This window comes from Phycisphaeraceae bacterium (genome assembly GCA_019636655.1).
GTDB lineage: Bacteria > Planctomycetota > Phycisphaerae > Phycisphaerales > UBA1924 > JAHBXB01.
In genome coordinates this window covers 585,210-596,895 of sequence record JAHBXB010000002.1, presented here as the reverse complement: position 1 = coordinate 596,895, position 11,686 = coordinate 585,210, and the positions used below count along the sequence as shown (strand labels likewise).

At 70.0% G+C, this 11,686-nt stretch carries 8 protein-coding genes; 2 read left to right on the top strand and 6 right to left on the bottom strand.

Annotated elements, in window-relative coordinates; translation table 11 throughout:
- Positions 1 to 137 precede the first annotated feature (137 nt).
- The gene (locus KF745_07935) at positions 138 to 2,504 is read right to left on the bottom strand and encodes a glycosyltransferase family 2 protein (GenBank protein MBX3358343.1); all 2,367 of its coding nucleotides are present in this window, start codon (positions 2,502 to 2,504) and stop codon (positions 138 to 140) included.
- Between the two features lie 147 nt (positions 2,505 to 2,651).
- Here KF745_07935 and KF745_07930 point away from each other — a divergent pair, with 147 nt between their 5' ends.
- On the top strand, positions 2,652 to 5,183 hold the full coding sequence (locus KF745_07930; GenBank protein ID MBX3358342.1) for a peptidylprolyl isomerase: 2,532 nt from the start codon (positions 2,652 to 2,654) through the stop codon (positions 5,181 to 5,183).
- Positions 5,170 to 5,985: a chromophore lyase CpcT/CpeT gene (locus KF745_07925; GenBank protein ID MBX3358341.1), complete on the top strand. Its 816-nt coding sequence runs from the start codon at positions 5,170 to 5,172 to the stop codon at positions 5,983 to 5,985. Before KF745_07930 ends, KF745_07925 begins: the two co-directional genes overlap by 14 nt.
- 7 nt (positions 5,986 to 5,992) lie before the next feature.
- On the opposite strand, the gene KF745_07920 is transcribed toward KF745_07925, so the two are convergent.
- The 5 genes from KF745_07920 to KF745_07900 all read right to left on the bottom strand — a co-directional run bounded on the left by KF745_07920 (position 5,993) and on the right by KF745_07900 (position 11,527).
- Complete coding sequence (locus tag KF745_07920; protein ID MBX3358340.1) at positions 5,993 to 6,526, bottom strand: hypothetical protein; 534 nt, start codon at positions 6,524 to 6,526, stop codon at positions 5,993 to 5,995.
- A gap of 7 nt (positions 6,527 to 6,533) precedes the next feature.
- A complete protein-coding gene (locus KF745_07915; GenBank protein MBX3358339.1) occupies positions 6,534 to 7,031 on the bottom strand; it encodes a YkgJ family cysteine cluster protein in 498 nt (165 codons plus the stop codon).
- 35 nt (positions 7,032 to 7,066) lie between these two features.
- A complete protein-coding gene (locus KF745_07910; GenBank protein ID MBX3358338.1) occupies positions 7,067 to 8,383 on the bottom strand; it encodes a serine/threonine-protein phosphatase in 1,317 nt (438 codons plus the stop codon).
- 171 nt (positions 8,384 to 8,554) lie between these two features.
- Positions 8,555 to 10,726, bottom strand: a complete 2,172-nt coding sequence (locus KF745_07905; protein MBX3358337.1) for a hypothetical protein — start codon at positions 10,724 to 10,726, stop codon at positions 8,555 to 8,557.
- A gap of 96 nt (positions 10,727 to 10,822) precedes the next feature.
- A complete protein-coding gene (locus tag KF745_07900) occupies positions 10,823 to 11,527 on the bottom strand; it encodes a PEP-CTERM sorting domain-containing protein (protein ID MBX3358336.1) in 705 nt (234 codons plus the stop codon).
- Between the last annotated feature and the right edge of the window lie 159 nt (positions 11,528 to 11,686).

The window sequence follows — 11,686 nt, the reverse complement described above, 5'->3', positions numbered from 1 at the left end:
GGGTTTTCGGACGTTGCGGTTATGGGGTTTGTACCACCGGCGGGGCGTGGGGTCGCCCATCGCGCTGATTTGGCGGCGATCTTCGGTCAATGCGCGGGTCGGCGGGCGTGCGATTGGGGGCCGAGATGGCGGCGACGCTACTGCGCTGGCCGTGTGGTTTCGCCCGGCTGGGCTCCGGACCGGGAGCGGAGTTGCATCCGGAGGAGGGCGGCGAGGCCGCGACCGTTGTCGGCGATCTCGGCGGGGCGCGGCGGCGTGGCCAGCCCGTGGATCAAACCCTTCAGGGTGGCCCAGTGGCGCGACGGGCTCAGGCCGGCCAGGGCGTGGGCCCAGAGCCAGCCGAGGGTGATCGCGGCGAGGCGGGGACCGCCGCGGGCGTGCCGGCGAGCGACCCAGATCCAGTTCCGGGTGGCGAGTTGGTGCCAGCGGGGGCTCTTGCGGCGGGTGGCCTGGCTGTCGTGCCAGACGACCCACTGGGGGTTGAAGTGGACGAGGAGGCCGGCGCCGAGGAGTTTGAGGGCGAGATCGGTGTCGTTGCGGTAGAGGAAAAGGGATGGCTCGTAGCCGCCGACGCGCTGCCAGGCGGCGGAGCGGACGAGGTTGCCGCAGCCCATGACGGGCCAGCGGTCCTGCGGCTGGGCGTTGACGCCGAAGCGCCACTCGCTCTGGCCGGTCTTGGGGTGCTTGGGGTGAAGGGCGACGGCGGCGACATCGGGGCGGGCGGCCATGAGGTCGAGCGCCGCGGCGAGGGCGGCGGGATCGGGCGCGGCGTCGTCGTCGAGGACCAGGATCGCCGCGGGGGCCTTCTCCCGGGCGAGGAGCGCGGCGGCGCCGGTGTTGAAGGCCTCGACGCCGGTGTTGTGGGCGAGTTCGATGATCTCGACGCCGGGGTGACCGGCGCGGACGGCGTCGGCGGTGCCGTCGGCGGAGGCGTTGTCGACGACGATAAGGCAGGCGGGATCGAGGCCGCACGGGCCGGTGAGGGTCTCGAGGGTGCGCACGACCGCGGCGGCCCGCTTGTAGGAGACGACGACGACGCCGAGCGAGGGGCGCGGGAGGCCGGTGAGCGGGGGGATGGGGGCGGCGACGGGGTCGGGCTCGCGCCGGGTGAGGCGAGTGGTGTGGGCCAGGCCGCGGAGGACGACGCGCGCGGCGGCGAGAGAGGTTCGAACCGGCGGGACTCGGACGGCGACGAAGCCCTGGGGGGTGACGGCGATGACGCCGCGGCCGGTGAGCCAGGAGCGTGGCCGGCCGCGGGCCGGGGTGATGGCGACGTGGGCGCCGGGGCCGATGAGCAGGCGGAGCCAGAGCGGTCGGGCGCGGACGGGGGAAACCGTTCGGCCGTCGCGGGCGAGGAGGGCGACCTGGGCGAGGATTTCGTCACGGACCGCGGAGGGAACGCCGAGGTGGGGCTCCACGGCGACGCGGACCTGGGCGCGGCGGGGGATTCGGAGGCTCTCGGCGTGGGCGGCGAGGAGGCGGAAGGGGTGGAAGGCCTCGAACTCGAGCGGTTCGCGGGCCGGGCCGGTGAGGCCGGCATCGGCGAGGCCGCGGAGGTGCAGTTCGGCGAGGTCGCTCCGGCCCATGAGGCGCTGGCCGGCGCTGCGGGCGACTTCGCGCAGGGCGCGGCGGGCGCGGGCGAGGGGGCCGAGGCGGAGAGACTGGATCGGGCCGAAGGCGTTGCGGGCGATGTAGTAGCGGGCCCAGGTGGGGAAGCGGTCGAAGGTGGGATGGGCGGCGAGGGCGTCGCGGACGGCGACGATTCGTCCGCCTGTGGCGCGGGCGAGGCGGATGAACCATTCGACGTCGTCGGCGTTGAGGAAGACGTCGGGCATGAGGCCGGCCTGGAGGACGGCGCTGGTGCGGACCAGGGCGCAGCAGGCGGCGACGTAGTCGCACTCGACAAGGGCCGGTGCGCCGGCGCGGCCGCGGCAGACGGGCTCGAACTTGCCGTTGCGGCGGTTGACGCGGCCGCCGAGTTCGAAGACCTCGCCGGTGCGCGGGTCGGCGATGGCGGCGCCGGCGGCGGCGATGGCGGGGTCGGCGAGCATGGGGGTCGCAAGGTGACGGAGGGTGTCGGGCTGGACCCGGGCGTCGCTGTCGACGAGCCAGAGGAAGTCGGGGAGTGAGTTGGAGGCGGCGCCATCGGCGAGGGCGCGGGCGATGCCGGCGTTGAAGCCGCCGCTGCCGCCGGTGTTGGAGTCAAGCCGGAGGGTCCGGACGGCGAGGGAGGGGGGGGTGGGTGTGTCGGCCAGGGCGCGGTCGGAGGCGTTGTCGACGACGAGGACGGAGAGGTCGATCCCGGTGTGGCGGGAGGCCGCGAGGTCGCGCAGGAGCAGGGCGAGGTCGTCCGGGCGGTTGTAGCAGGGGACGACGGCAACGATCCGGGTGGCGGCGGGGCCGGGGCGGGTGGTGTCGGGAGCCGGCCGCGGGGCGACGAGAGCGTGGGGTGGGACGTGGACCTCGACCGCCCCACGCGTGAGTTGTCGTGTCGCGGGAGTCACGTGACCGATCGTAGCGGGCGCGGAGGCTCCGAGGCGGCTTGGGGTCACCGGCGGGGCGGGCGTGCAGCGGGCTGGATTGTGGGATAAACTACAAGCCGCTGGGGGCGGTCAATACATAACACACTGGTACCTCGGGAGATCCATCTGATGAAGCGCCGCCACCAAGCGACCTCGGTCCGTCCTGCCGGTGAAGCCGTGATGCTGGAGCACCTGGAATCCCGGGCGCTGTTCTCGGGGGCGCCGTTCCCCACGCCGGCGGAGCTGGTGAGCATCAACAACACGGTGGTGCTGTTCGACACGAACTACGGGGATGTGTACATCGAGCTGTACGACTCGGTGGCGCCGAACGGGGCCCCGCTGCCGACGCTGACGGTGCAGAACTTCCTGGGGTATGTGCAGCGCGGCGACTACGGTGACGCGATGTTCCACCGGCTGGCGTTCATCGAGGACGACCGGAACCGGCCGTTCGTGCTGCAGGGCGGCGGGTTCCGCTACGAGAACCAGACGCAGGGCGTGCGGACGATCCCGACGCAGACGGCGGTGGTGAACGAGTTCAGCCCGCTGCGGCCGAATGTCGAGCGGACGATCGCGATGGCGAAGACGAGCGATCCGAACTCGGCGACGGATCAGTTCTACTTCAACCTGGACGACAACGCGGCGCTGGACAACCCGAACAACTCGGGCGGGTTTACGGTGTTCGGGCGGGTGGCGAACGACGCGTCGTGGAACGTGATCTTCTCGATCGTGGGGCTGCAGACGGAGAACCTGTCGGCGCTGCCGGGGTTCACGGGCCCGCAATCGGGGAACTTCTCGACGACGCCGGTCGGCCCCGGCTTCAACCCGGCGGACGGCGTGTCGCGCGAGGAGCTGGTGTACGTCGAGGCGGCGCAGGTGGTGAAGGGCAAGAACATCCAGTCGTACTACTCGCAGACGTCGTACTACCCGGAGGGCTTCGCCGGGAGCACGATCAACGAGTTCCTGCCGATCGGCAACCTGAACTCGACGCAGACGGACTACCAGGTGATCGTCCGGTCGGAGGTGGCGAACAACTCGCAGTTCCTGAACCTGGGCGGCGGGACGGGGCAGTTCCGGCTGGTGTACTTCAACCCGACGGCGTCGGCGCAGACGGCGCTGCTGAGCGTGAACACGACGCCGGCGGAGCTGCAGACGGCGCTGGGCGCGCTGAGCGGGGTCGGCCCGGCGAACGTGCAGGTGACGGGGCAGGCGGGGAACTACGTGATCACGCTGGTGGGAACGCTGGCGAACGCGGACGCGTTCTTCGTCCTTGACTCCTCCGGGCTGACGCCGGGGAACATCGGCGTCAACCCGTCGCTGACCAAGTGGTTCCGCGACAAGGTGATCTACACGGGCTCGATCGCGCCCAACTCCCGCGGCGGGATCACGATCTCGCACTTTGGCACCAACGGGGCGCCGTCGCTGGACGACCTGGTGCCGCAGGGGATCCCGTACTCGATCGAGATCAACGGGACCAACCCGCTGGTGGGGACGATCTCGCACTACGACTTCGGCACGGCGACGGGCGAGTCGTTCTCCCGCGTGTCGTCGACGACGTGGGGCTTCGCGGATGCGCTCAAGGTCATCGGCAACGCGGGCGTGAACTCATTCCTGGTGTGGCAGAACCCGACGGACAAGACCGCCTCGATCCAGGTGAGCTTCTATTTCCAGAACCTCTCGTCGTTCACGCTGAACGTGGACACGGACCACTTCCGGCGCGGCGGGCTGTCGCTGACGGAGATCGCGCAGATCGCGAACAACACGCCGTTCGCGATCCAGGTCGTCTCCAACCAGCCGCTGGTCGCGGCGCTGACGCAGTTTGATTCCCGCTCGCCGGTGGACCCGCAGGGGTTCACGCAGATCGGGCTCGACGGCGCGGGGTCGAGTTTCGGGATCATCCCCTACGGCAACGTGGGGACGAGCACGACAGACATCGTGTCGTTCTTCAACCCCGGGACCACCTCCGCGGTGATCAACCTGAACCTGACGTTCAGCGAGGCGGGGCAGGCCGATCTGCAGATCCCCGCGGCGGTGATCGTGCAGCCGCAGAGCCGCGGGTCGTACAACTTCGGCGTGCAGTCGCCGATCCTGGCCAACCGCGGCGCGTACACGGTGCGGTACAGTGCCGGGTCGGCGAAGGTCTACGGCGGCTGGGTGCACACGCAGTTCTTCCCGACGGTTCCGACGAACGTGGACGCGGCGTCCAACCCGATCTCGCCGATCGCGGCGACGTCGTGGGCCTTCGGCGAGGGGTTCATGGACGGCACGGGGACTGACCCCCGCGCCGGGCGAGACCTGTTCGAGACGATCTCGGTGTACAACCCCAACAGCGTGTTCTTCACGGGCGCCAATACGCCCGTCACCGTCAACCTGGCCCTGCGGTACAGCGACGGCTTCGTGCTCAACCTGGACCCGGTGGTCGTGAACGGCGGCCGGCGGTACGACTACGTGATGAACTCGATCCAGGCCGTGCTGGACCAGGGGATCAACAACGGCCGGTTCTACTACAGCATCGAGGTGACCGCGAACCTGCCGGTGGTCGTGCAGATGCGGCACTTCGACCTGACCCTGGGCGGCCTGCAGCCCAGCGGCGGCTTCGCGACGATGGGCGTTCCGGGCGGCACGATCGTGCGGCTGGAGCAGCTCGGGGATGCTGTGGCCTAGGTCCGGCCTCGATTCGCCGAACACCCTCAACGCCCGCGCCGGATCGGTGCGGGCGTTTTTCTGCACGGACGCACGGAGCCCGCGGCTTGCCCGGGCGGACGCGATCGGGGAGACTGCGGGCATGATGACCACCGCACGAACCGGACGCGTGATGATGTTGTTGGGCCTGCTGCTGGGCGCGCTGGCGCTCGGGGCGTGCTCGTCGAACAACGCGGCGCGCTCGGGGCCGGGGCTGGAGGCCCTCGCCACATGGATGACCGGCGGGTTCTCCAACGCCAGGCAGGCCCAGGAGGACCCGGCGAACTACAAGCCGGTGGTGCTGCACATCGTTCCGATCTGGGGAGACAACCCGCAGGCAAGCGGCAGCGGCGGGGTCTGGCTGTACGTCGAGCAGTCGATGGCCGACATGCAGCAGCAGCCCTACCGCCAGCGCGTGCACCACCTGACGGCGCTGCGATCGGGCGAGATCCGATGCGACGTCTACACGCTCCCCGAGCCGGCGTTCGCCTTTGCGGGCGCGTGGGATGAGCCGACTCCGCTCGATGCGCTGGCGCCGACGGACCTCACGCTGAGCCCGGGGTGCTCGGTCGTCCTGAGCCGCGCGGGGGACGGGGCGTTCGAGGGGGGGACGACTGGGACCGGGTGCGCGAGTTCGATCGGCGGTTCGGCGTACGCCACGACGCAGATCCGGGTCACGCCGGGCGAGATCGTCTCGTGGGACCGCGGGTTTGACGCCTCGGGCCGGCAGGTGTGGGGCGCGACCGCGGGGGCGTACGTCTTCACGCGGGTGTCGCCGCGGTGATCGATGATCAGGCGAAGGCCTCGAGCATCTCGCGCCACTCGCCGTAGCGGTACTCGATGCCGAAGCGGTCGTGGAGGGCGCGGAGCGACGTCATCTGGTGTTCGTACAGGTCCTGCTGCCACTCCTGGGCCGTGGGGTCGCAGAAGTAGACGCGGCAGCCCAGGGGGCGGATCTGGTGGACGCCGCAGAGCGTGCCGGTCTGGAACGGGCAGCCGCCCGCTACGCGCGCCGCGCCCACCTGCTCCAGCGTGATGACCCGTCCGGAGGAGGGGGAAGAACCGCAGGGAGCGCGTCCCCAATCGGTGCGGTCCACGCGCGAGAGGGTGTACGCCGTCTCGAGCCCGGTGGCGTAGAGGCGGTGGCCGAAGCGCTCGAAGTTGCAGCACCGGCCCGAGACGCGGCAGACAGGCTCGCGCTCGCTAATCGCCGCGGCGACATCGGCGTAGATGCCCAGCAGCCCCTCGCAGACCTCGGCGCGGGCCGCGGCGTGGCGCCACGCGGCGACGAGGTCGCTCTTGTTGTGGGCGTCGCTGGTGGTCATGGGCGGTCTAGATCTCGAAGGCGTCGCGCTGGATGCGCACCTGCTGGACGGGCACGAGCCGGCCCGAGTCGATGCCCGGGCAGGTGCGCTTCGCGCGTTCCCAGGTCTGGCGCGTCTTGACCACGCTGGGCCAGAAGGGCCACGTGCGGCACTGGGTGGGGCGGTCTTCGTAGACGCCGCAGACCGCCTTGCCGGGGAACTTCGCGCGGTCGAGGAAGATGCAGTCGAGACCCTTGGCGGGCGCCGGGGCGGGCACTTCCTTGAGCGAGGGGCCCTCGGAGGTGGTTTGCATGTAGGCGCGGCGGAACTCGGTCTCGGAGATCTTGAGGCGGCCGGCGAGGGCGGTGATCTCGGCGGGGCTGAGCAGCACGTACCCCTCGGGGCCGGAGCAGCAGTTGCCGCACATGGTGCAGCCGAAGCGGAGGCCCTTGCCCTGCTCGGGGCCATCGGGCTGGGCGAACCACTCGGTCGGGCGGGCTGGTGGTGTCGGGTCGCGCGGGCTCATCTGGAGGAAGGGTAGGTTCGTGCCGTTGCGGCGCGTCAGCCGCGTGCCGGGGCGCTGACCTGCAATGCCACGAGCGTCTGGTCGTCGGCCCGCGTTCGCACGCCGGTGAACTTGTACAGGGCCGAGTGGATGGAGTCCACGATGCAGTCCGGATCGCCGGAGCAGTGGAGCATGGCGTCGATCATTCCGGCGGTGCCGAACATCGACTTGGTCCCCGGCGCGAAGGCCTCGGTGATGCCGTCGGTGTACATGACCACGGTGTCCCCCGGGCGGAGGGTGACGGAGGCTTCAGCGACGTCGTAGTCGTCGGTGATGCCCATGGGCAGCGTCGCGGCCCCTTCCAGCGGGTAGACGGCGCCCGAGCGGCCGTCCTTGACCAGCGGCGCCGGGTGGCCGGCGCGGGCGTACGACAGCCGGTGGGTGGCGGGGTCGTAGGTGGCGAAGACGCCGGTGACGAACGCGCCGTCCATGCGGGCGGCGGTGAGCCGCTTGTTGGCGTACTGCATGACCGCGGCGGGCCCGTGCGCGAGTCCGTCGTAGGCGTGGAGGATGGCGTGGAGCATGGCCATCACGGTGGCGGCGCCGACGCCGTGCCCGGAGGCATCGGCGATGAGGATCCCCCAGCGGCCGCCGGGGAGTTCGAAGAAGTCGTAGTAGTCGCCGCCGGCCACATCGGAGGGGAGGTAGCTGGTGGCGAGCTTCAGGCCGGGGATCTCCGGGTGGGCGGCCGGCAGGAGGGACTGCTGCACGCGCGCGACCTCGTCGAACTGGGCCCGCAGGGTCGCGTTCAGGCGGCGCACCTCGTTCGCGGCGACGAGGTTGCGGGTGGAGGTGCCGACGAGGTTGCCGACCATGAGCGATTCCTCGAGGTCCTCCTCGTCCAGGCCGTCGGGCTCGCGCCGGAAGGTGAGCGCCCAGTTGAGGGGCTCGCCGGAGTCGTAGAGCGGGACGGCGATGCACGATCCCATCTCGGCGAGCAGGTCGCCGACGACCGGGTCGTTGGTGAGCCGGAGGTTGCGGAACAACTGCGGCTCGGCCTTGGCGATGATCTCGCCGAGGAAGCCGCCGGTGAGCACGGGGTTGCTCGACCACTCGGCCCAGGGGTTCTGGGCGGGGCCGCCGCGATCGATGTCGGCGAGGATCTGCTGGACCGAGCGGCGGCGCGTGATCTTGTATTGGCCTTTGTCGAGGCCGCGGGTTGAAAGGGAGAGGAAGAAATCAAAGTGCCTGAGGCGCCAGTAGCGGGAGGAGAACTCGAACGAGGCGAGGTTGGGATCGGTCTGACGGCTGACGGCGCGGAGCATCTCGAGGATGATCGTGAGCCGGTCGGTCCGGGAAAGGGCGGGGTTCACGGGCGAGTGTAGGGACGGCATGCCGGGTGGAATGTGGCCGCACGCACCTGCGGGAAACCGTCCAGGGTCCGACCGGCGCATGAAAAAGGGGCGATCCGCGGAGGTAGAGCGGATCGCCCCAGGATGGCGTCGGACATGCCCCCAAAGGCAGGCCGACTCCGATCAGTTGAATCAGTTGCAGCCGAGGTTGCCCGGCGTGGTGCCGCCCACCCAGCGCTGGATGAACACGGCGATGTCCGAGGGCTCGACCACCTGGTTGCAGTCGACATCGGCGTAGAGACTGACGCCGGGCGTGCCGGGGTTGGCCACGGCGTAGGACCAGGCCTGGATGAACTGCGCGATGTCGGACGGCTCGACGACGCCGTTGCGGTCCCAGTCGCCGACGCACTGCGTCTCATCGGCGATACCGTCGCTGCCGCCGGCGATGTTCACGCCGTTCTGCGGAGCGGCGACCTTCCTGAAGCAGTCCGCGGGAACCGGGAAGCAGACGGCGGACTCGCAGGTGGAGTTGTCGCCCATGTACGTGCCGCCGTACTCGGTCACGCACTTGAAGCTGTAGTCGATGAAGCACCCCCCGCTGAGGCAGCAGGCGCCGGTGACGAAGGTGACGGTGGCCGGGGCGCTCGCGACGCTGCCGCAGGAGTTGGAGACGACCACGCGGTAGTTGCCGGCGCGGTTGCCTCCGAAGTTGCCGGGGCCGATGCGGAGCTGGTTCTTGTACACGCCCTCGTATTCCCACTCGACGAACTCGTTGAAGTTCAGGCAGGACTCGTCGAGGTCGTTCCAGGTGCCGGGGTTCTGGGGGTCTTCACGCTGCCAGCGGTACTCGAGGGGCCAGGAGCCGGAGGCGACCACGTTGAGGGAGACGCCGTAGCGGAGACCGGAGGTGTCCGCCCAGCTCTCGGGGCCCATCCCGATGCGCGGCGGGTCGCAGGCGATGCCGCTGCCGTCGAGATAGATGATGCCCGCGTTGCCGGTCTGGTGGCTGCGCACCGGCGGGGCGCAGGTGCTGCGGCCGTCGAAGAGCGTGACGAGCACGGCGTTGCCGTCGGCGCTGAGCGACGAGGCGTAGGTGGGGCTCAGGCCGGGGACGAAGATGGGCGACGCCTGGTTGTCGATCGAGGCGATGTAGGCCTGCAGGTCCATCGGGACGCCGCCGTTGATCGACGGACGCCAGATGAAGGGCCGGCGGAGGCCGGTGGTCGCGGGTGGCGGGTCGCCGTACTGGGCTGACCCGATGATGGTGTTGCCGTCGTCGCTGACGCCGGTGACCCACAGGTCGCTGAAGGGGATCTGGGTCCCGATGTTGGGGTCCACATAGTCCGCGGGGCGGCCGAGGTTCTCGGGGATGTAGGCGCTGCCGTTCCAGGTCCAGCGGACGAGCTTGACGCCGGATTGCCCGGGGAAGTGCTGGCGGACGTAGAGCGAGGTCGCGCCGGAGGCGAGGATCGTCCCGGGCCCGTTGATTGCCGCGTTGTCCTTGGCGCCGAAGGTCGTGTCGAGCAGGGTCTGCACGCCGTTGCGCCAGACGCAGAGGCGGCGGCCGATCTCGATCGAGTCGGGGATGCCGTCGTCGTTGGCGTCGTAGTCGGTCTGGCCGAGGTCGTAGCCGGTCATAACACTGCCGTCGAAGTTGATGTAATCGGCGCGCGAGGTCTTCGTCCCCGGCTGCACCGGGAGCTGCTCGACGGCGCCCGTCACCGAGTCGTAGCGGAAGGGGAAGAAGTTGCCGCAGAGTCCGGTCGCGACGCCGCCGGAGCTGTTGGTCGCCACGGCGGACCACGCGTTGGCCAGCACGTACCGGCCGTTGCCGGAGATGTCCTTGGGAAGGTTGATGTCCCCGTCGCAGCGGGTGCCGCCGATCATGCGGCCCGTCACCGGGTCCGGGAAGCGGGGGAGCGAGCCGGTGCTGACCCATCCGCCAGCCTGCGTCCAGCGGTGGCTGATCGCGGGGATGTAGCACGGCTGGGTTTGCGGGAGAAGGTTGCCGCTCGAGTCGTAGCCCTTGAAGCAGTTCAGCGAACCCCAGTTGGCGGTGTTGGGCGAGCCCATGGCCAGGGCGCCCATGTCCGCGGAGCACGAGACGGTCGTGCCGCCCGGGTGCGCCGTGCCGGGGATCATCGTGTACCCCGAGCCGCGCGACCAGATGATCGGGACGGTCGAGTAGTTGGAGTTGGCGCCGGTGAGTCCGACGTTGACCAGGCCCGAAACGCCGTTGCCCGTCGCCGCCATGTCGTTGTTGATGCCGGTGATGATCATCTTCGGCTGCTGCGCAGCCGCAAGAGAAGCGATGCCCGCGCACACCATGGGCGTTACGAAGCGCAACACGCGTTGATTCGCCATCTAGAAGCCTCCGTGAGATCGGTGTCTGAGGATGTTGACCTGGGGAAGCGAGGGCCCCGCGCTTCCGCGGAGCCCCCGGAGGTACGTCGTGAGAACTCAGTTGGTGCGGCGGCGACGCGTCGCGACCAGCCCGCCCAGACCCAGGAGCGCCACGGCGCCCGGGGCCGGGACGACGCCGGTCACGGTGATCGCGGCGTCAACGCCGGGGTTGTCGTTCGTCCACGGGCTCGCGCCGAACTGGCTGTCGTAGTACCGGCTCGCCGAGGCGGCGCCGATCGTGGGCTCGGTCGGCCAGTGGCCGTCGACCCCGAAGAACCCGCCCGTGAGCGTGGGGGTCAGGCCGATCCAGTACTCGCCGGCGGCGAGGTTGATGTTCAGGCCCGAGGCCGTCAGGATCATGACCGGCTGCACCGTGGCGCCCCCGGTTGTCCGCACATCACCCACCGGGACGGAGATGCCGCCGCCCAGGGGCGACAGGCGGGGGTCGTTGCCCGCGACCGGCAGGGCGCCGGACTTGGGGAAGATGTTCAGGACGGCGGTGCTGATCGTGCCCTGGAACGAGAGGTCGCTGAAGTAGGTGGACACGCTCTGCACCGTCCAGCCGCCCGCCGGGACCGTGACGTCGCTCACCACGAAGTTGGCGTACGAGCCGCCGAACTGGCTCGCGGTGCCCGCGGTATCGATAAAGCCGGGCAGGTTGAAGTTGTCGTAAGCCGGCTGCTGGTCCCAGAGGACGTCGGCGTTCGCCACGCTCGCCAACCCCACCGCCGCGACCATCATCAGTGCTGCAGTCTTCGTCATCGTCTCTCTCCTGAGTACGCGGCTGTTCCGCAATCCGCTCCGGTCAAACTCTCGAGAACGCCTCGAAGTCATGCCGAGCTCCTTCCGCTCCCGCGGTCACACGGACACCGCAACGGGGCAACTGTACCTTCGCAAAGGATCCTCGCAAGGTTTCTTTCC

Coding starts and splice junctions, on each gene's coding strand:
- KF745_07905 (MBX3358337.1), bottom strand. CDS start 10,726: ATGGCGAATCAACGCGTGTTGCGCTTCGTAACGCCCATGGTGTGCGCG.
- KF745_07930 (MBX3358342.1), top strand. CDS start 2,652: ATGAAGCGCCGCCACCAAGCGACCTCGGTCCGTCCTGCCGGTGAAGCC.
- KF745_07915 (MBX3358339.1), bottom strand. CDS start 7,031: ATGAGCCCGCGCGACCCGACACCACCAGCCCGCCCGACCGAGTGGTTC.
- KF745_07900 (MBX3358336.1), bottom strand. CDS start 11,527: ATGACGAAGACTGCAGCACTGATGATGGTCGCGGCGGTGGGGTTGGCG.
- KF745_07920 (MBX3358340.1), bottom strand. CDS start 6,526: ATGACCACCAGCGACGCCCACAACAAGAGCGACCTCGTCGCCGCGTGG.
- KF745_07925 (MBX3358341.1), top strand. CDS start 5,170: ATGCTGTGGCCTAGGTCCGGCCTCGATTCGCCGAACACCCTCAACGCC.